Raw genomic sequence first — 20,741 nt, forward strand, 5'->3', positions numbered from 1 at the left:
TGCAGGAAGTGCCTTTTTAACGAAGTGTTCTAATAACTCTTTTAAAAAAGGAATTAGAAAATGTAATAAAGAAACTCCAACAATAAGGGAACTTATTTCAAGCAAAACAGCCTCGTTTCAAGCTAAGCAACTTAGTGCCCTGGTTCATCATTCCATAAATACTTGTGAAGCTGTAATTGCATGCGAACCGGTAGCCGGTCAGCAAGAATCCACTCCGCAAGCTGGCGAGGCTCAAGCTGGTGATGAACAGGAGAGAAAAGGACATCTGAAACCCGATCGGCTAAATTATATTCATCCAGCTTAAACACAGCCCACTGATAGTCTTCTTGGCTGCCAATAACAAACTTCACCTGATCCTGTGGTTTCAAGTATTTAATATTGCTGTATAAATTGCGCTGTAGCTCACCCGAGCTTGGCGTCTTGAGATCCATAACCACAACAATACGACTATCAACATGCTCTATTGGCATAGCCCCACTGGTTTCTAGTGAGACCTCATAGCCAGCATCAGCTAACAGTTTAAGCAATGGCAAGCAGTTCGGTTGTGCTAAAGGCTCTCCACCTGTAACCGTCACGTAATGTGGGTGATACTGCTGAACTTCAGCCATAATCGTTTCAAATGACCAAAGCTGGCCACCAGAAAAAGCATAGGCCGTATCACAGTAGCCACATCTTAGCGGACACCCCGTCAACCGGATAAACACTGTAGGTAAGCCTGCCGTTCTCGTCTCACCCTGCAGCGAATAAAATATTTCTGTCAAGCGAAGTTGCTTTTCACTCATGTTACTTTCTACTGCCATAAAACCGGATTGACGTTCAATTACTGCATAATTCTACTCACAACAGGCTTATAGGGTTAAATAAGAACAAACTCAAGGGCTTTAAGCCCAATGACAAAGTCTCACACCCATGAATGAGAAGTATTCTTTACCAGAAAGCCCATTAAGCAAGGAGATTCATTAAGCGGCGAGAGTATAGCGGAAATCGGGATAATGAGGAACCAGCAAGTATCACTTGCTGGTAAAAACAGAACGCAACAGGTCTGTTAGTTGACCTGCTTTAGGAAAGCTGCCGCAAGATTTGCTGCAGCAGCATCTGGAAACTCTTTCGTTACTTTTTCTAAATAGTGTTTCGCTTGCTTCTTATCTCCCAACTGGAAATAAACACGACCAAGCTTGTAAATCGCACCAGGCAGTTTACTACTTTGTGGAAACTTATTAATCACTTGAGTAAACGCATCTTTAGCTGGCTCAAGCTGATTTTGTGCCAAATAAACTTCACCTTGCCAATAGTAAGCATTATCTGTGTAAGCACCTGATGGATATGTTTGTACAAATGCCTTTAATGCTGTAAGCGCATCGTCAAAACGCTTTTGACGAATCAGCTGGAAAGCTGAGTTATACTCATCTTTCTCTTTATCCGAAGTAGCAGAAGCATCAACAGGCTGTTGTACCCCAGCATTTTTGCTGCCACTAACAGATCCACCACTCGAAGCCAGATCGGAAATCCGTCGATCAAGATCTATATAGCGGTCTTTTTGTTCCTGCTGCATACGCTTGATCAAGTATGCCTGTTGTTCCACTAAACCACGTAAAGACAGGACTTCCTGTTGTAATTCTTCTAACTGCACGAACAACGCGGCACCATTACCTCCTTGATAACCTCGGGCAGGTGCTGCTTGTCCTCCTGAGCGACCATAAGGGGTGGAGTCAACAACGGGAACCTCTGCATAAGAGGGTAGTACCATAACAAGGCTTGCAGTAGCTAAGCTTATACCTGCTACGATATGTTTCACTGTTCGAGCGGTTGAATAAATCATGGCTTAATCGAACCCTAAACACTTTATTGCTGTACCCACAGATGGATGGCAGACACCCATCTATGGCATTGCAAACAATATAAAAATGTTTGCGGGTACTTGGCAACTCATAAACATAATTTGTTGTATTTGCCACCAAGTTACCAATCAGTTCAAACTAAAAAATTATTTTAGTAAGCACCATTGGGAATAATTACAGCTCTACGATTTTGCTGCCAGGATTGGTCATCATGACCCAGTGCAACAGGCTGCTCTTCACCATAGCTAATTGTTTCAACCTGCTCAGGTGCAACACCTTTTAATACCAGGTAGCGTTTCACCGCTTTTGCACGACGCTCACCGAGTGCTAAATTATATTCACGGGTTCCACGCTCATCAGTGTGCCCTTGAATAATAATTGTTTTGTTAGAGTCAGACGCCAGTTTAGCGGCATGAGCATCAAGTGCTGGATAGTCTTCTGGTAATATTTTTGAGTCATCAAAGCCAAACAAAAACACCTTTTTATCTAGCAGCGCTTGAGTTTGTGCATCAACACTTCCATCAATACCATCAGTTGCAACACCCGTGGTGGCTGATACATCTGCATCCCCTACAGAGCTAGCACTATCACCACCGGTCGTATTACAACCTGCCAGCCATGCAACGGAAGATGCAAGCAGTACAACTTTACCGAATTTCAAAAAATCCATAAATAACTCCCGGTTTGCTAAAAAATGCTTAGAGAAAACAAACATACATGGTGACATTAGTAAGTGAAGTTTGACCATGCAGGTTCGCGTACATCCCCTTGCTTCGAAGGCAAGTTAAGTTTCACAGCCCCATCTGCAGAAACGGCAGATAGCACACCCCGCTGACCTTGCATAGCACCATACAGCAGCATAGTACCATTAGGAGCAACACTGGGTGATTCATCCAGTGAAGTAGACGTCAGTAGACGCATCCTTCCCGTTTCAAGCTCTAAAACAGCAATATTAAATTGTGCAACTCCCTGCCCTTTATGAACCATGGCAATTTGTTTGCCATCTGGGAAAACCCTGGCTCTAGCATTATATTTACCTTCAAATGTCACTCGCTCAGCTTTACCTGTCGCCAGAGTTGTCTTATAAATTTGTGGTGAACCACCACGATTTGAAGTAAACACAATTGCTGAGCCATCTGGCATCCAGCTGGGTTCAGTATCAATTCCAAAGTGCTTGGTAATTTGTCGTAAAGCCCCTGAATTGACATCAACCAGATAAATATCAGGGTTTCCGCCTTTAGACAGCACAACCGCTAGCTGTCGACCATCTGGCGACCAAGCGGGAGAGCTATTTAAACCTTTATAATTTGTTATACGACGCTGTTTGCCTGTAGCTAAGTCCTGAATATAAATACCAGGTCTTCCTCCTTTAAAGGAGACATAAGCAACCTTTTTATTATCGGGTGACCAAGTAGGGGAAAGAATGGGTTCACTCGAGGTAAAAATGGCTCGTGCATTATAGCCATCGGCATCAGCGTAGTTCAATTGGTAACGTGAGCGCTGTCCACCCAACCGTTCGGCGGTAACATACATGATTTTCGTATCAAACGCACCACGAATTCCAGTAATTTTTTCATAGACTTGGTCACTAATACGGTGCGCTAATTTACGCACATTCGTGCTTGCAATTTTACCTGAAGCCAAGCTTTGTTGACGAACAACATCAAGGATTGAGTAGTTAGCTTCATAACGACCACCACCACTGTTAATGTTACCCACCACAAGATACTCAACATCTGACTTACGCCAATCAGCATAAACCACATCATTTTCTGTATGTGGCATACTCAGCATATTATTTGGATCAAAAGGATCAAACTGTCCCGTGCGTTTTAAGTCACTGTTAATAATGCTGGCGACGTCTTCAGGGCTACTACCACCAAAAGGCACAACCGCCACTGAAACTGCGCTATCAACGCCCTGAGTAATTTCAATGGTGAGCTCGGCTAACGCTTGCTGTCCATAGACTGTTACCAGCAGCAGCGTCAGCATAGTGGAAATTATTTTTTTCACTGCGCTTAGTCCTCCGGGTTAAATAGCATATTAAATCGTCGAAAGTTACTTTCAAAAACACGTGGCTTGAGCTGCCTAAGTTCTGAAATACTCCCTAGACGTTCCACAGCCTGTACTGCAGAACGATCAAATAAAGGGTTACCGCTGGACTGGATTACAGTCACATTCACAACTTCTCCGGTAGGGACAAGTTGAATTTGTAGCCTTACTTGCAGCCCCTTAGTTAAAAAACTGGGTTTTCGCCAATTTTGCTGCACTAACTGTTGTATTAATGCTTTCATTGAAGCAACCTGCTTTTGACTGGCGGCTGCTTCCTGTTGTGCACGCTCTTCAGCTTCTTCTGCGGCTAGCATTTTCTCCAGCTCAGATTCTTGCTGACGACGTAAAGCTTCTTCTTTTGCTTTTCGCTCGCGTTCTTGCCGTGCTTTAGCCTCACGCTGCTTACGCAACTTTTCCTGCTCAGCACGCTTAGCCGCTTCTGCCTTTCTTTTAGCGTCAGCAGCAGCTTTTCGTTTCGCTTCTTCTGCTGCTTTTTTCTTTGCCTCTGCCGCAGCTTTTCGCTTAACTTCTTCTGCTTTCTTTTGGGCCGCCACTTGTTGTGCTTTTTCTTGCGCTTTACGCTTAGCTTCTTCTGCTGCCTTGCGCTTCGCATCCTCAGCCGCTTTTTGCTTAGCCGCTTCTGCTGCTTTTTTCTTTGCCTCTTCCGCAGCCTTACGTTTGGCTTCTTCCGCTTGACGTTTAGCTTGCTGATTCACTTTATTTTTTTGAGGTGTAGCCGCTTTTTTCTGTTGCTTCGTTGTTGATTTCAAGCCTACCAGCTTAGCCTGGATTAACTTAGGCTGCTTTACTGTATGTCGCTCAGTAGGTGATGGCCATGCAATAGATACAGCTATAATGATAATTAAATGTAATCCTACTGCTAATACAGCAGGTAATGTATAACCGTTTGGAAACCTCACAAACTAACCACTTCTATTGAGTCAAATCTTGCGGGTCTGTAATTAAGCCAACATTTGGCACGCCTGCCTGCTGCAGAGCAGCCATCGCAGTTACCACGATACCATAGTCAACTTTTTCGTCCCCTTTGATTAATACCATACGATTAGGCTTAACACGCAGTATCTTACCCACCTGCTCGGTAATTGTTTCCAAAGGCACAGGTTGATCTTGCTGCTTACCAATGTTGATGTAATAGGTACCATCTTCTTTTACTGACACAATAATGGCTTCTTCGTCTTCTTTAACATCCAGCGGCTTAGCATCTGTTTTGGGGAGATCAACATTGACCCCCTGCGTAAGCATAGGTGCCGTCACCATAAATACGATCAGCAGAACCAACATTACATCAATGTAGGGAACAACATTGATATCTGACATTTGCTTGCGTGGAGCGCGCCTTGCCATAACTTACCCCTGCTGCTGCCGTGGTCGGCTATGCACATTACGGTGGAGTATGCTGGAAAACTCTTCAGAAAACGTGTCGTAGCTATTCAGCACTGTGTCAACCCGCGCTGAAAACCGGTTATAGGCGACAACAGCAGGAATCGCTGCTAATAAGCCCATTGCTGTTGCTACTAACGCTTCTGCTATTCCTGGCGCCACTGTGGCTAGGGTTGCTTGCGTCTGGTTAGCAAGCCCTCTAAAAGAGTCCATAATACCTATTACAGTGCCAAACAAACCAATATAGGGACTAATTGAGCCTACTGTAGCCAAAAAAGGCAGGTTGGTTTCCAGGCGTTCCTGTTCACGAGACAATGCCACACGCATTGCACGTTGAGTGCCTTCCATTACCGCATCAGCATCAGCACCTGAATCCTGCTTCAGTCGTGTAAACTCTTTAAAGCCTGAGCGAAAAATATGTTCCATACCACTGTCAGGGTCAGGTTCATTAGTCACTTGCCGAAATAGTTTTGATAAATCTATACCAGACCAAAAACGATCTTCAAATGCTGTCGCCGCACGGCGTGCATTTATTATCAAAAATGCACGTTGAATGATCATAACCCATGAAACAATCGACGCGCCTACTAAAATAAGCATCACTAACTGTACAACCCAGCTAGCTTGTAGAATCAAAGACCAAATGGACAAAGACTCAGTCACTACATCCCCCTAACGGAGCACCCGTAAATGCAATAGTATTAAAACGTTAGCCGGCAACTAAATTACATTTTTAGCACTGGTATACTGATTAGATAGATCAATGACCACTTTGGTTTCCATCATTTTCTCCTACCTATCAGCAGACATCAGCAATCAAAGACGACACCTGCTAAATACTTGCCTAATAAAAGCAGGGCGAATCATAACACTGCACGTTGTAACTTGTCGTAGTTTTACGAAGACTTATGCAATTTTACAAATAAGATCACGAGGAATAGCTTGAGGCTTTAACGAATCAAATGTGACGCAAGCAACTTTAACTTTAGCCTCACATAAACGTTCACCCGTTTCACTCAGTGTAACCAACTGGTGAAACACTAAATAGGTACGCTTAACTTCAGATAATGACACGGTGACATCAATTCGATCATCAAGCTTGGCAGGCTTTTTATATTCCACCGTAGCGCTATGGACAACAAACATCACATTTTGTTCATGAAGCTTCGCCTGCTCATACCCATACTGTCTTAAAAATTCGGTGCGAGCTCGCTCCATAAATTTAAGGTAATTAACATAATAAACAATTCCTCCCGCATCCGTATCCTCATAGTAAATACGAAAATTTAATGCAAAAGTGGACACAGTAACTCCATAAATTAAGTGGTAGTGAACAGGAAGTGTGATGCTTGCTAAAAAGTTGTTAGCCTACCGATGTTAAACCAAGCTGTCATAGCTAAGCGGGTTTAGGTAAACCTAAGTGGTGATAAACGGCATCTGTAACGACTCGACCACGAGGCGTGCGCAAAATATAGCCTTGCTGCATTAAATATGGCTCTAATACATCTTCTATGGTGCCTCTTTCCTCACTAATTGCTGCAGCTAAACTATCAATGCCCACAGGTCCCCCTCCAAACTTCTCGACCATGGTCAATAGCAGCCTTCTATCTTGTTGGTCAAAGCCAACATGGTCAATGGCCAACATAGTCAGCGCCTGGTCTGCCATAAGTTGCGTAATAATACCCTCGCCCTTAACTTCAGCATAATCTCTTACTCTACGCAGTAATCGATTCGCAATTCTGGGTGTACCACGTGAACGCTTCGCTACTTCAGCAGCTCCCTCCGACTCAATAGCAACCCCCAAAATGTTCGCAGAACGGGTTACAATATGGGTTAAATCAGGAATATTATAAAATTCAAGCCGCTGTACAATTCCAAACCTGTCTCGTAAGGGTGAAGTGAGAAGTCCAGCTCTGGTCGTTGCTCCTACCAACGTAAAAGGTGGCAAATCAAGTTTAATTGAGCGTGCTGCTGGCCCTTCACCAATCATGATATCCAGCTGATAGTCTTCCATCGCAGGATAAAGCACTTCCTCAACCATTGGGCTTAAGCGGTGAATTTCATCAATAAACAACACATCACCCGGCTCTAAGTTAGTCAGTAAGGCAGCTATATCTCCCGCTTTTTCGAGTACAGGACCTGAGGTTGTCTTGAGCTGCACATTCATTTCTGTGGCTAGAATATTGGCCAGAGTTGTTTTTCCAAGTCCTGGCGGACCAAAAATCAAGGTATGATCCAGTGCCTCATTGCGTTGCCGTGCCGCATTAATAAAGATTTCCATTTGCTCACGGACTTGAGGCTGCCCAACATAATCTTGTAATAACTTAGGGCGAATCGCACGATCTTGTGAATCTTCCCCACCCGAAGCAGCAGGGGCTACTAGTCGATCAGCTTCAATCACACATCACCCCCTTACTTCACCATACCTTTCAGCGCAAGCCGTATTAGCTCTTCTCGTGAAGCACCTGCCTGATAGTGAGCCTTGATCGCCTTCTCTGCATCAGCTGCCTTATACCCTAGCGCTTGCAATGCGCTTACTGCATCCTGCAAAACATCATGCTTTTCGAGTTGACCCGATGGCTCTGAGAATAAAGGTCCGCTGTCAGTTTCCCAGTCTTTTAGTCGATCACGCATTTCAATTAACAAGCGCTCTGCCGTCTTTTTACCAACACCTGGCAGCTTGACTAACGTCGCAGTATCTTGGCGTTGAACACTTTGCACAAACTCTTTCGTTTCCATGCCAGAAAGAATGGTTAACGCCAGCTTAGGACCAACCCCATTCACTTTAATTAAAGCCCGGAATAACATACGCTCTTGCTGAGAGACAAATCCGTATAGCTGATGTGCATCGTCTCTTATTGCTAGGTGAGTAAAAAGTGTAACTTCACCACCCACCTCTGGTAGCTGATAAAAGCTACTCATTGGAGCTTCTAACTCATACCCCACTCCCTGAACATCAATCATCAGTTCAGGAGGTTGCTTGATGACTAAAACCCCTTTTAAACGTCCAATCATAAATTTAAATTCGCATTTCAAACATCAACTAAAATGCTTCAACGTATCCGGCGACGCCGTGTACTTGAAGCCCCAGCAATTTTAATCAAACTCTGTTGTGTATGGGCATGGCACAAAGCAACAGCCAATGCATCAGCCGCATCAGCAGGGGGACACCGAGACAGCTTTAGTAAATGCTGCACCATATGCTGAACTTGGGTCTTATCAGCACTACCTTTACCCACAACGGACTGTTTCACCTGGCGAGCAGAATACTCTGATACAGGGAGTCCCTGAGTAACAGCGGCGACAATAGCAGCCCCCCGCGCTTGCCCTAACTTTAATGCAGAATCAGCATTTCTTGCCATAAATACCTGCTCAATCCCCACCGACTGAGGCATATAACGCTCAATGACCGCCGTTATCCCCTGAAAAACTTCTTGCAAACGATCAGGCAAGTCTGTTGTTGTCATTCGTATACAGCCACTTGCCACATAATCAGTTTTTGCTCCAAGCTGACTAATCAAGCCATAACCTGTTACCCGAGAGCCTGGGTCAATACCTAGAATAATTGCCATGCTTAAATAATGTGCTACACCGATTCAAATCACTGTATAATTATACATCTATTGTTGTGATAGCAAGTATGTAAATAATACTAATGCACGTTAATAATCAACTAGCCTTCTTTTTCCTCAACGACCTTACTTGCCTGACACTACCCTTTATTCATCAAAAGACCTGGAGCCACCCACCTGAAGCACCCAGCCAAAGATCAGCTTTAATGAATCAGAAACTTCCTGTTACAAACAAGTTCCTTTTGTTACCAAAACACTGTATTCCTTCTTAAATCAAGGGACTATTCTGTTTGGACAAGTAGCCGGCACTAAATAACAAAACGATTACAACTGATGAATATGTCTGAGTCCAAAAAGTCTATCCTCACGATTTCAGCAATTGTCTCCTGCCTGTTTATTATATTGCTTACAGCAAATTTGCTGTGATCGAGTTATGACCATCAAGCTGAGCCTCTGAACATCTCGACCTTTAACAGCACCTTTCTAACAATGCCACGATACCAACATTACTGATTTTTAAGTTCTACCAACAACAGCTGCTCCCCCTCAAGCATGCCACAACGCTTACACCTCATTGTAACTTTTTTGCAACAAAATATAGGTAATATAACAACAACCTACCTAGCTCTCTATTTGCCAGCAGTATTAACCGAAATCAAATAGTTACTTTCCATAAGCTAGGATTAAAAGCATGATGATTATCAAAAGATTGAAACTTTCTGACAATTCGTCATTGCGAAACCCAAAAAATTGTAGTAATTTTACAACATAAGTTATTCAGACATTCTTATTGATGTTAAACCTACATTCCATAAAGGAGGTGAGGTAGTACTGTCTCAGAATTGATTTTGTTTTGGTCAGAAATTTCTTGATCAAAACCAACACGTTTTAAGCCATCTTTGTATCAGCTTGTGTCAAGATCGTTATCTCCTCTTACTGCTTAACGTTCCGAAACCCTCTCACTGCACGACACAAGCTGTTTTTTTTCTTCCCCCTCCCCTTTCCAAAAAGCAATTTGATTCATTTTTGCTTGTCAAAACCTTATTATTTACACTTCAAAGTGTTTTTCACTGCTTTTTATACGGCAAACAAGGAGGTAAATCTGCCCAGTTATGCCATACTTCAACGAATATAATGAACCAAATACTATTCAAGCACATGGTATTGTCGTGCTTGAAAAAAAACACCAGGCCATCAAGGCACTGAAAAGAAAGCACAAACCATCAGTTCATGGCCACAAGCTATGGCACTCAAGCTTTCTACTCATGGACTATCTTAATTTTCACCCTCTACCTAATAAGTCTTCACTAATGGAAATCGGTTGTGGCTGGGGAACAACCAGTATATTTTGTGCAAAACGCTTTGGCGCCAAAGCCACAGGGGTAGATTTAGATCCTAATGTTTTTCCTTACCTTCATACTCTGGCTGAATTTAACCAGGTAACAATTAATACTGAACAAGCACCCCTGGAAAAACTCAGTAAAGCAAAGTTAGCCAACCACCATACGGTATTAGGTACTGATATCTGTTTTTGGGATGAGTTAGTCAACAAGATTTACAACCTTATTCGACGCTCTTTGCAGGCAGGCGTTACGCAAGTAGTACTTGCTGATCCTGGTCGTTCAACGTTCCATCAGCTGGTTGCACGTTGCAGCAAAAAATATTCTACGGAATGCCATCCCTGGTATACCCAAGACCCAGAGTTTATCTCTGGTTATGTGCTTTGTGTGAGTGCGCGTTAATCCTCACTGAGACTTCTGTCTCGCTAAGCCTTGACTATACTGTTAGCAGTACAGCGACTTCACAACCAATATGGCGGTATTCGTGAGATATAGTCTATGGCTTCTGCTCAGCCTGGTTTACATAAAGAGCTTTGCCCTCGAGTTAAACGTTCGCGTTGTAACCGAGGAGTTCCCTCCTTATAACTATACCCAGAACAAAAAACTGACTGGCCTCAGCACTGAGGTCGTTCAAGCCGTCTTCAAAGAACTTAATATTAACCCAGAGATTAGAATCTACCCTTGGGTAAGGGCCTATCAAACAGCACTCAATGAACCTAATACACTTATTTTTTCAATAGGCAGAAATAAAAAGCGAGAGAACCTATTCCGCTGGATAGGAGTGATTTCTCCGGCAAAATCTTTCTTGTTTAGACTACCTAGCCGCAACGATATTGTGATCAACTCACTTAAGGATGCTAAACCATTTTTAGTCGGCACATTTCCAGAAAGTGTTCGTGAGCAGTATTTAATCGGTAAAGGTTTTGAAAAAGGCATACATTTGGTCAGTACCTATAGCTATGAAAAGAGCTTCAAACTAATGATCAATAAACGTATTGACCTCTGGGCTATGAATGAACTGGTAGCCTATCATATAGCCCGCAAAGCGGGCTATGACCCTCATAAAGTGTTGAAAAAAGCCTTTTTTTTAGAAGAGCTTTCACCTGAAGGTTATTACATGGCATTTAACAAAGAAACCGATGCTGCCGTTGTAAAAGCTTTTGAAGATGGACTCAAAGCTATTAAACAAAAAGGTATTTATAAGCAGATTCAACAACAGCACCTCGGCAAATAACCTGATACCGTCCTAAATCTACACCTAGGATGAAAGCAACTTTTCATCAACTAACATACATTCTTTAAATATTGGCTCCTGCCAAATACGCTCTAGGTAAGCAGCTAAAATAGGCCAACGCATTGGATCAACCTCATAATTAGCATATCGCGCATTTAAAAACTGACTACCTATTGATATTTCAACAATACCAAATGTATCAAACAAAAAATCTGAAGTCGGTACTTGTGACTCCAAATAATCAAGGACCGGCGGAATATCTTGATTAATGGCTTTTTCAACCCTTTGTTCATCAGCAGGTTGTTTTTTAAATTTTTGCTTAACAACACGCTCCAAAAATAACGGTGGACCCAGCACTTCCATCACCCGGCTATCCGCATACTCCTCAAGCCACATTGCCTGTGCTTTGAGCTTAGGATCAACAGGATACAGTTGATGTGCTTGTCCATACTGATCATTTAAATACAAGCAAATAATTGTTGAGTCTGGAATCGTTAAGTCACCATCAACTAATACTGGCACCTTTCGCAGTGGATTTAGACGGTCAAAATCCTTAGGCAAATCAAAAGGTATAACAGGCTTTAGCTCGTAATTAATCTTCAGCAACTTTAATGACAAAATGACTTTACGAACAAAAGGTGATAAAGGAACTCCATAGAGAAGCATAAGCATATTCCCTTAGCTGCATTTGAAAAGTAATACGCTAAAAGCACATTATGACCAAACCATGAAACAACAAATAAACCCTTCAAATTCTGGTTCAATGTTTCTCAGTATACGCTGGAAACTGTATTTTCTAGTGGTGATTACCACCAGCTCAGTGGCTTTAGCTATGCTGGGCTTAATACAATGGAGCTTTGATCAAGGCTTTTTAAAATACATAAACCAGCAAGATAAAAACCAACTGGAGCAAATTGTTCCAGAAATTACTAGCTATTATCACCAGCGTAACAGTTGGCAACCCTTAGTTAACCACCCTCAACACTGGGCCGACTTACTGGCAAAAGCACTCAATCCTGCAGGACAAGAGTCAAGCCCCCCCATACCAATACACAGACCTCGGTTTAGAGCCTTTTTACGCCGTTATGTGTTACTTGATGAACAACAACAGTTGTTAATTGGCCACATTCCCAAGCAAGCCTCCCCCTTGATACAGCCTATCGAAGCAAATAACCAGGTGGTGGGTTTTGTTGGCGTTATCCCAAGGAAAGAGCTATCAGACTTTAATGATATTGCTTTTGCCGAGTCTCAACGTCAATTGCTGTTAGTGATTACAGTTATTGTCATCGCTTTGAGTGCCCTTCTGACAATTCCTCTTGCCGGCTCTATTGTCAGCCCTGTTCAAAAGCTTCGAAAAGCAGTGAGCACCTTAGCCAACCAAAAACAAGCAACAACACTTGTGATTAAGCAAAATGATGAAATCGGTTTACTCGCCGCGGATTTCAACCAGTTAAGTCTCATTTTGGAACAGCAGGAAAACCTCAGACGACAATGGCTTGCGGATATTGCCCACGAACTTCGCACACCCATCAGTGTTTTACAGGCAGAACTTGAAGCGATTGAAGATGGTATCCGACCACTGACTCTAAATAGCATTCAATCGCTTCAGGATGACTTGGGACGACTGACACGCTTAGTTAATGACTTACACCACCTTGCCCAAGAAGATATTGGCGCTACTGACTACCACATGTCAGCCCAACCCCTACAACCAATTTTAGAAAAGCTAGCTAACCGCTATATGCCACTTCTTGAAAAACACCAGCTGTCCATTACTGTAATTGATCAGTGTGCAAAACCAGTTGATCTTGAAATTGATGCAGATCGCATACAACAACTGTTTATCAATTTACTATTTAACTCTCTTCACTATACAGATAGCCCCGGACAAATAAACATTACACTTAAACCCTTAAACGATAAGTTACGTGTTATTTGGGAGGATTCTGCCCCCCAGGTTCCAGAGGACTCGCTGCCTTACTTATTTGATCGACTTTACCGTGTTGACTCATCCCGACAACGTGTAAAAGGAGGGGCGGGATTAGGTCTAGCAATTGTCAAAGCAATTACTGTTGCTCACCATGCCCAGATCTCAGCCGAACAATCATCTCTGGGAGGTTTAAAGTTAATTATTGACTTTCCGCAGTCAAAAACACGCTAAAACCTTAACCAACAACAATTGGCTTAGACTAATTAAGTATCACTATGGATAAACAAATACTGGTTGTCGAAGATGAAGTAAAACTTGCACAACTGATAGCTGATTACTTGCAACACGCGGGTTTTAATCCATTTATTCTTAATGAGGGCACACATGCTGTTTCATGGGTTAAAACGAATCAACCGCAACTAATTTTGCTCGACTTGATGTTGCCAGGTATGGATGGTATTGAAATATGCAAGCAAATTCGCACATTTAGTAATACCCCACTGATAATGGTCACAGCCCGTATTGATGAAATCGATCGGTTGTTAGGTCTTGAGCTAGGTGCCGATGACTATATTTGCAAACCATTTAGCCCCCGCGAAGTGGTTGCAAGAGTCAAAGCCGTACTTCGCCGTACAAGTGAACCCTTCTCACCTGAAAGTGCACTACTTCAATTGGACAAGCATCAACTACGCGCTACGTTTTTTGGAGAGCATGTTCCTCTCACAGCCATTGAGTTTCAATTGTTAGCGATTCTAGTGGATCACCCTCACCGCATTTTTAGCCGTAGCCAACTCATGGATAAAATCTACCAAGATCATCGTATTGTGAGCGAACGTACCATTGACAGCCACATCAAAAAAATCCGAAAAAAGCTAGCCACAATTAATAACAGTCAGGAAGTGATTCACTCAGTGTATGGTGCAGGCTATAAGTTTGAAGGATAATTTTAGAGGCACCCTGTTAACTTCCTTTTTTCCTCCACATTTCTTCCTTAATTAGCTTGTATCTTAAACCTCATAGACCAAAACATTCATTATGAGGTGAGCTACATGAAGCAAAGCATGAAACTAAAAGCTATCGCCCTAGTACTTCCACTGGCATTAGGCGGATTTGCATGGGGTGAGCAGGAAGGTAGACCTGACCCTGGACAGCGTACGGCTAAAGAGCTAGGACTCACTGCTGAGCAAAAACAATCATTTCAAACTATTATGAAAGCTCAACACCAGCAGCGTAAAGCTGTACATGAAAAGTACCGTGACCAAATTCAGGCAGAAATGGATCAGGTGTACCAAAGCACATTAAGCCAGCTAGAAAGTGTACTCACACCTGAACAGCTAGAAAAATTTAAAGCTCACCACGAGCAGCGTAAAAAAGCCATGATGGAAAAAGGTCCTCGCGGTAACAAGCGCGGAGGAGACTGTGGTCCTGGCTGGAAACAAAAAAATACCAAAACTGAAGGGTAGCATGACAATAAAAAAGCAGAGGCCAAAACCTCTGCTTTTATGTTTAACGATATTTAATTGGACTTTACTAGAAAAAACAAAGCCACAACTACGCAACAAAAGAGCAGCGAATAATTAAGCTTTCTTATAAAGACTCTAACAAGGACTCTGGAAAATCGGCATTTGAATAAACGTTTTGTACATCATCCAAATCTTCTAACCGATCAATCAGTTTTAGCACTTTTTCTCCATCTTCATCCGTTAGTGCAACGGTGGTTGATGGAATCATTGTAACTTCAGCATTAACAGGCTCCAGCCCTGCTTCCATCAATGTCGCTTTTACCTCAGAAAAATCCGCAGGCTCAGTAACAACATCAACAGAGCCATCATCATTACTGACAACATCTTCTGCGCCTGCTTCTAAAGCAGCCTCCATGACAGAGTCTTCATCAATATCGGGTGAAAAACAAATCTGACCTTTTTTCTCGAACAAATATGCAACAGAACCATCTGTACCTAGGTTCCCACCATGCTTTGAAAATGCATGACGAACTTCTGCCACTGTTCTATTGCGGTTATCAGTCATAACCTCGACATAAATTGCAACACCTGCTGGCCCATACCCCTCGTACGTCAACTCTTCAACGTTATCAGAGTCATTGGTTCCAGCACCACGAGCAATCGCACGATCAATTGTGTCACGGGTCATATTACTGCTTAATGCCTTATCGACCGCAGCACGCAACCTTGGATTATCTTCAGGAATAGGCCCACCTTGTTTTGCAGCAACCACCAATTCACGAATTAGCTTGGTGAAAATCTTACCTCGCTTAGCATCTTGCGCAGCTTTACGGTGTTTAATATTGGCCCACTTACTATGACCAGCCATAACTATCTCTCCTAAATCGTATACAGCAAGACTGTCATCTTTTTGTATTCAACACCTGGATTTGGCTCAATAACAGGTAAACCAGAAAGAGAAAAAGATGACACTCCTGAAAAAATATTCGCTAAAAAAACAGTTCACTTAAAAAAGTGACTCAGCAATTGCTGAGTCACTATGTACACCTAAACACATATCCTGAAGGATCGATTTACATATTAAATATGTTTACGAATACGGATATTGAGTTCATGTAACTGTTGTGTATCCACTTCACTTGGCGCCTGTGTCATAACACAAGATGCGGTTTGCGTTTTAGGAAAGGCAATAACTTCTCTAATTGAAGATGTTTCTGTCATCAACATGACCAAGCGATCCAAACCAAACGCTAAACCACCATGTGGAGGGCAACCATATTTTAAGGCATCCAATAGGAAGCCAAACTTATCTTTCAGCTCTTCTTCACCAAGCCCAAGCACCTCAAAAACAGCTTCCTGCATTTGCTGGTCATGAATACGAATGGAACCACCACCTAGCTCAGTGCCATTCAGTACCATGTCATAAGCCCGAGAAAGTGCCGTATCAGGATTCGCTTTTAGTGCTTCAGGTGAACATGCTGGTGAAGTAAATGGGTGATGCAAAGCAGTCCAGCCACCTTTTCCATTTTCTTCAAACATAGGGAAATCAATCACCCACAATGGCGCCCAGGGACGTTCAATAAGGTTTAAGTCTTCACCCAACTTAACGCGCAGCGCACCGATCGACTCATTAACCACTTTGGCCTTATCAGCCCCAAAGAAAATAATATCGCCATCTTTTGCATCCAGGCGCTTCATCAGGGCTTGAATCGTTTCTTCCGGAATAAACTTCAAAATAGGTGACTGTAATCCATTGATACCATCATTTATTGCATTCACCTTAATCCAGGCTAAACCTTTTGCGCCATAGATGCTGACATACTTGCCATAGTCATCTATTTGTTTACGTGACAATGACGCACCACCAGGTGCTTTTAACGCAACAACACGGCCTTTAGGATCATTAGCTGGACCGTTAAATACTTTAAACTCAACACTTTGCATTAAGTCATCAATGCTGGTTAGCTCAAGTGGAATACGCAAATCTGGACGGTCTGAGCCAAAGCGCTCCATAGCTTCTGCATAGGTCATGCGTGGAAATTCACCCAAGTCAATATCCAACAGATTACTAAACAGTTGACGGACCATTTTTTCAGTCATTGACATAATGTCTTCTTCATTCATAAAAGAAGTCTCAATGTCAATTTGGGTAAACTCTGGTTGACGATCAGCACGTAAGTCTTCGTCACGAAAACATTTGGCAATTTGATAATAACGGTCAAACCCAGAAACCATTAATAGCTGTTTAAATAATTGTGGAGACTGAGGAAGTGCATAGAAACTCCCTGGGTGCACGCGGCTTGGCACTAAGTAATCTCGCGCACCTTCGGGTGTTGCTCGAGTTAAAATCGGGGTTTCGATATCCAAAAAGCCGTTTTCATCCAAAAAGTTACGGATAATCGAAGTTACCTTAGAACGGAAACGCAGCTTGTTTTGCATTTCTGGACGGCGCAAATCGAGAAAACGGTATTTTAATCGAACATCTTCACCCACTGCAGAGTACTCGTCCAAAGGAAAAGGCGGTGTTTCTGCCTGATTAAGGATTTCAATTTGCTTACCAAGGACTTCTATTTCACCAGTAGCCATATCAGGGTTGCTTGAGCCTTCTGGGCGCGCCCTTACCTTACCCACAATGGAAATCACGTATTCACTGCGTACTTTATCTGCTAACAGGAAAGCTGCTTGCTCATCAGGATCAAAAACAACCTGAGCAATACCCTCCCGATCACGCACATCGAGAAAGATCACACCACCATGATCTCGTCTCCGATGAACCCAACCACACAGTTTAACTTCCTCTCCAATATGAGATGCTCTTAAGTCGCCGCAATAATGGCTGCGCATAATAGTTGTACCCTGTTTTACTAAATTGACATTCGATAATCAGACGATCAGCTACTGGTTGTGGCTGCTTTTGTAGATGTTTTCGTTGTGCCAGAAGCGGCATTCTTATTGCTGGCGCTTGATTCATTTGTCTTACTGGCAGATGCTTTATTATCACTTTCTGCCAGATTCTTTTTCTTACCGGTTTTAAAATCAGTCTCGTACCAGCCCCCACCTTTTAATCGAAAGGCAGGTGCACTTAATCGTTTACGAAGGGCATCAGTATTACACTGAGGGCAACTAACCAATGGCTCATCACTTACCTTCTGAATAACTTCTAAAGCATGTTGGCATTGACCACACTCATACTCATAGATTGGCATTGACTTTTCACCTCGACTACAACAGCCAACTAACCGCGTTCTATCCTGTTTAGACAAAGCCGTGCATTATACCGCACCTTGCTAAAAAAGGTCAGCCTTTTCGCATAGTCTCAGCGCTTATTAATGCCCAAAAAGATAGACTGCTACATTGCCTCTTTTCACTTTAGTTTCCCCTTAAGACAGCCTAATACCCCAAGACAACTTAGTACCTCAAAACAATTTCATAAAAGTAACCTGCAATCAATCAAAGAATAAACGGGACTTGTGCCCATGCAATACTTGAACTCATTTGCTCATCCCGCAGTAGAAGACCATCCTTGGCCGCTACTGCTCACGGTGCTCCCAGCACCTGCTTCACAAACAAGTTCAAGCATTGCAAACCTACTTTTTACTCTCCTCAAATCACGTTTAAATAAATCATAATGATATTTCGATGGGTGGATAGATGAGACAAAAGGATGGATAGTGCATTCAAAATCCGAACGAAGGTGCTTAAAAAATAGTTTTAAAGGCAAAATGTCATGTGATTGACCTAGTCTCCTGTACCTTAACACTAAAACAACAAAAAATAGCAAAAGATAAAAAACACCAGTTATCAAAAGTCAATAATAAGAAGAGCTCACTGCATAGCACTATGATCAAAGCAATAAATTAGCAATATTAATAACAAAATTTCGCAATAAACAATCATTACATTCTTGTAAAAGCGTTATGTTCTAGACATAATAGGCATAATCTGACACCGAATTAACACAAATTAAAAAATACTAATTTAACCGTGTTTAATACACCAACTAGCAATCTTATAGAGCAGTAATAGAAGTCAATAAGAACGTAACTAAGTAAAAAGAGAAGTAGAACTTAGCTTATGCAGTGCAAGTTGCTAGCCCAATTACCCAACTCCTTATGTTTTTCTCCCAAAGCACATTGCTTACCAGCTTTTTCTGCTTCTGAACGCTGTTTTAGTCATTCTGTGCGAATTTCAGCCATTTCAATTAGGTAAACAGATGGGGAATAAAACAGATTACAGCTTTTAGAAATAACACATGAAAATGTCGTTGCATTCATTGTTGTTTTTTATTAAAAACACAACAATGCGTCAGTTCTAACTTTGAGCTGATTAGGTAAGATCTGTCATATATTGACAGTGCAGTGAGTCAAACAGGCATGCCGAATCGACTCATAACACACAACACCTTAGGAGTAGGTCACACAATGAAGATGTTTAAACTTTCTGCATTGAGCGCAGCTGTTTTTGCTGCCGCCTCTGCAACAGCAGTAACAGCGCAAGCTGAAGGATTTATTGACGATAGCTCAGCTACATTGAGCATTCGTAACCAATACCGCAATGAAAACGGTGTTAATGGAAAAGAGTTCGATCGTCGTGAGTGGGTTCAAGGCTTCCAGCTTGACTATAAGTCTGGCTACTTTATGGACATTATCGGCTTTGACTACTCTGCCGGTGCCGCATTCAAACTAGACCAGCCAGCTAACCGCGGTGATCAGTGGAGCTCCACTAACCTTCCAAAGGATAAGAGCCACGGCTCAGATGTGAATGATATTGCAGGTACTAACCAGGCTTACCTAAAAGCCAAGTTTGGTGATGAAAACCTCAATGCTAACATGAAGTTTGGTCTACAAAGAACCTGTACAGAGTTATTCTGCCCTTCAGGCTCTCGTGTACTTCCTGCCTCTGCTTACGGTACCTATTTAGAAGGTAACGTGCAAAACCTGAAAGTATACGGCGCACGCTGGACTAAAATGCACTCTCGTAGCCAAAGTTACTTCGCCAAAGACTTTACGACTAATGATGGCAAGAACACAATTGATACTATCAAGCTAGTTGGTGCCGCTTATAAGTTTGATAACGGTTTAGGCTTATACGCTGAGTATGGTGAAGCTGATGAGTACTTGAAAAAGTACTTTACTAAAGCGGATTACACCATTGATCTAGGCAATGAAACATCAGTCTTACTGGATGCTCGTTATGGTCGAGCCAAAGATAATGGCGACTACTACAATGGCGAAGATAATGATTATGAAAGCAAATACTACAACTTAACAGCTACTTTAAACGTACAGGATCTGTCTGTCTGGGTTGGCTATAACGTAACTAAAGATGGTAACTGGGAAGGCAAGTGGGATGGTGATGTTGACCAGGCTGGTGCTTTCAACTCATCTCTTGACCTGTGGCAAGGTTATAACCGCAAAGATGAACGTGCTTGGGTAGTTGGAGCAAGCTATAAGTTTGACAACCTCGGCTTACCTGGCTTTGAAGCAGGTACTCGCTATGCTCACAGCTCCAACATCGATAAAGATTCTCTAGCTGCTGGTAAGAATCCATTAACTACTGATGACCAAGCTCATGAGTGGGTTCAGTGGGCTAAGTACACTGTACAAAGTGGTCCAATGAAAGACTTATCTGTTTACGTTGAGCACGCTCGCGGTGACAACCCTGTAGATGGTGATGAGGATAATACTGGTATTCATATTCAATACGACTTAGCTATCTTCTAGTCTCCCGAAAAGTTCATACTTTTCTTGCTAAAAAAACGCCGCATCTGCGGCGTTTTTTTATTCTTGTAATAAATCCCGTCTATATTTGTTAGCAAAATCTCATGGAAGATCCATACTAGGAAAGGTAATGGAGCAAAAAAACACACATGGACTTGTGTATGAATAAAACTTTTCTACGGTTATACCGG

Annotated in this window: 21 protein-coding genes; 6 read left to right on the forward strand and 15 right to left on the reverse strand. The window is 42.4% G+C overall.

The genetic code is table 11. The annotated features are described in order from the left end of the window. Positions 1–131: 131 nt before the first annotated feature. The 11 genes from queE to ruvC form a co-directional block, all read right to left on the reverse strand. Positions 132–782 carry a 7-carboxy-7-deazaguanine synthase QueE gene (gene queE / locus F607_RS0100865; RefSeq protein ID WP_027706518.1) on the reverse strand — a complete coding sequence of 217 codons (651 nt, stop codon included), beginning with the start codon at positions 780–782 and terminating at the stop codon, positions 132–134. 263 nt (positions 783–1,045) lie between these two features. Next, a complete protein-coding gene (ybgF, locus tag F607_RS0100870; RefSeq protein ID WP_051310627.1) occupies positions 1,046–1,819 on the reverse strand; it encodes a tol-pal system protein YbgF in 774 nt (257 codons plus the stop codon). Between the two features lie 170 nt (positions 1,820–1,989). Further along, positions 1,990–2,508: a peptidoglycan-associated lipoprotein Pal gene (pal, locus tag F607_RS0100875; protein WP_027706520.1), complete on the reverse strand. Its 519-nt coding sequence runs from the start codon at positions 2,506–2,508 to the stop codon at positions 1,990–1,992. Between the two features lie 56 nt (positions 2,509–2,564). Then, complete coding sequence (tolB, locus tag F607_RS0100880; RefSeq protein ID WP_027706521.1) at positions 2,565–3,851, reverse strand: Tol-Pal system beta propeller repeat protein TolB; 1,287 nt, start codon at positions 3,849–3,851, stop codon at positions 2,565–2,567. 5 nt (positions 3,852–3,856) lie between these two features. Further along, complete coding sequence (gene tolA / locus F607_RS0100885) at positions 3,857–4,810, reverse strand: cell envelope integrity protein TolA (RefSeq protein ID WP_027706522.1); 954 nt, start codon at positions 4,808–4,810, stop codon at positions 3,857–3,859. 13 nt (positions 4,811–4,823) lie between these two features. Further along, positions 4,824–5,255 (reverse strand): protein TolR, encoded by a 432-nt coding sequence (gene tolR, locus F607_RS0100890; protein WP_027706523.1) that lies wholly within the window; start codon positions 5,253–5,255, stop codon positions 4,824–4,826. 3 nt (positions 5,256–5,258) lie between these two features. Next, positions 5,259–5,954, reverse strand: coding sequence for a protein TolQ (gene tolQ, locus F607_RS0100895; RefSeq protein WP_038289466.1), 696 nt, complete (start codon positions 5,952–5,954; stop codon positions 5,259–5,261). Between the two features lie 243 nt (positions 5,955–6,197). Then, positions 6,198–6,596 (reverse strand): tol-pal system-associated acyl-CoA thioesterase, encoded by a 399-nt coding sequence (gene ybgC, locus F607_RS0100900; protein ID WP_027706525.1) that lies wholly within the window; start codon positions 6,594–6,596, stop codon positions 6,198–6,200. 91 nt (positions 6,597–6,687) lie between these two features. Further along, complete coding sequence (gene ruvB, locus F607_RS0100905; RefSeq protein WP_027706526.1) at positions 6,688–7,692, reverse strand: Holliday junction branch migration DNA helicase RuvB; 1,005 nt, start codon at positions 7,690–7,692, stop codon at positions 6,688–6,690. A gap of 11 nt (positions 7,693–7,703) precedes the next feature. Then, positions 7,704–8,306, reverse strand: coding sequence for a Holliday junction branch migration protein RuvA (gene ruvA / locus F607_RS0100910; protein WP_027706527.1), 603 nt, complete (start codon positions 8,304–8,306; stop codon positions 7,704–7,706). A 38-nt stretch (positions 8,307–8,344) separates the two neighbouring features. Then, entirely contained in the window at positions 8,345–8,863 is a 519-nt protein-coding gene (gene ruvC / locus F607_RS0100915; RefSeq protein ID WP_027706528.1) for a crossover junction endodeoxyribonuclease RuvC, read from the reverse strand. A gap of 1,112 nt (positions 8,864–9,975) precedes the next feature. On the opposite strand from ruvC, the gene F607_RS0100920 reads away from it, so the two are divergent. Together F607_RS0100920 and F607_RS0100925 are read left to right on the forward strand one after the other, a co-directional pair. Beyond that, a complete protein-coding gene (locus F607_RS0100920; RefSeq protein WP_027706529.1) occupies positions 9,976–10,605 on the forward strand; it encodes a class I SAM-dependent methyltransferase in 630 nt (209 codons plus the stop codon). A gap of 82 nt (positions 10,606–10,687) precedes the next feature. After that, the gene (locus F607_RS0100925) at positions 10,688–11,437 is read left to right on the forward strand and encodes a substrate-binding periplasmic protein (protein ID WP_051310632.1); all 750 of its coding nucleotides are present in this window, start codon (positions 10,688–10,690) and stop codon (positions 11,435–11,437) included. A 24-nt stretch (positions 11,438–11,461) separates the two neighbouring features. Here F607_RS0100925 and F607_RS27590 read toward each other — a convergent pair whose 3' ends face one another. After that, entirely contained in the window at positions 11,462–12,103 is a 642-nt protein-coding gene (locus tag F607_RS27590) for a glutathione S-transferase family protein (protein WP_051310634.1), read from the reverse strand. 61 nt (positions 12,104–12,164) lie between these two features. On the opposite strand from F607_RS27590, the gene F607_RS27595 reads away from it, so the two are divergent. The 3 genes from F607_RS27595 (at position 12,165) to F607_RS0100945 (ending at position 14,830) form a co-directional block, all read left to right on the forward strand. Continuing rightward, positions 12,165–13,598, forward strand: a complete 1,434-nt coding sequence (locus F607_RS27595; RefSeq protein WP_157365339.1) for an ATP-binding protein — start codon at positions 12,165–12,167, stop codon at positions 13,596–13,598. Between the two features lie 44 nt (positions 13,599–13,642). Further along, the gene (locus F607_RS0100940) at positions 13,643–14,311 is read left to right on the forward strand and encodes a response regulator (protein ID WP_027706531.1); all 669 of its coding nucleotides are present in this window, start codon (positions 13,643–13,645) and stop codon (positions 14,309–14,311) included. A 105-nt stretch (positions 14,312–14,416) separates the two neighbouring features. Continuing rightward, the gene (locus tag F607_RS0100945; RefSeq protein ID WP_027706532.1) at positions 14,417–14,830 is read left to right on the forward strand and encodes a Spy/CpxP family protein refolding chaperone; all 414 of its coding nucleotides are present in this window, start codon (positions 14,417–14,419) and stop codon (positions 14,828–14,830) included. A gap of 124 nt (positions 14,831–14,954) precedes the next feature. Here F607_RS0100945 and F607_RS0100950 read toward each other — a convergent pair whose 3' ends face one another. The 3 genes from F607_RS0100950 to F607_RS0100960 all read right to left on the reverse strand — a co-directional run bounded on the left by F607_RS0100950 (position 14,955) and on the right by F607_RS0100960 (position 18,036). Then, positions 14,955–15,698: a YebC/PmpR family DNA-binding transcriptional regulator gene (locus F607_RS0100950; RefSeq protein ID WP_027706533.1), complete on the reverse strand. Its 744-nt coding sequence runs from the start codon at positions 15,696–15,698 to the stop codon at positions 14,955–14,957. A gap of 212 nt (positions 15,699–15,910) precedes the next feature. Continuing rightward, positions 15,911–17,674: an aspartate--tRNA ligase gene (gene aspS, locus F607_RS0100955; protein ID WP_027706534.1), complete on the reverse strand. Its 1,764-nt coding sequence runs from the start codon at positions 17,672–17,674 to the stop codon at positions 15,911–15,913. A gap of 47 nt (positions 17,675–17,721) precedes the next feature. Then, positions 17,722–18,036 carry an FmdB family zinc ribbon protein gene (locus F607_RS0100960; RefSeq protein ID WP_027706535.1) on the reverse strand — a complete coding sequence of 105 codons (315 nt, stop codon included), beginning with the start codon at positions 18,034–18,036 and terminating at the stop codon, positions 17,722–17,724. Between the two features lie 1,215 nt (positions 18,037–19,251). On the opposite strand from F607_RS0100960, the gene F607_RS0100965 reads away from it, so the two are divergent. Next, the gene (locus tag F607_RS0100965; protein WP_038289469.1) at positions 19,252–20,553 is read left to right on the forward strand and encodes an OprD family outer membrane porin; all 1,302 of its coding nucleotides are present in this window, start codon (positions 19,252–19,254) and stop codon (positions 20,551–20,553) included. Positions 20,554–20,741: the final 188 nt, after the last annotated feature.

Source organism: Zooshikella ganghwensis DSM 15267 (genome assembly GCF_000428585.1).
Classification (GTDB): Bacteria; Pseudomonadota; Gammaproteobacteria; order Pseudomonadales; family Zooshikellaceae; genus Zooshikella; species Zooshikella ganghwensis.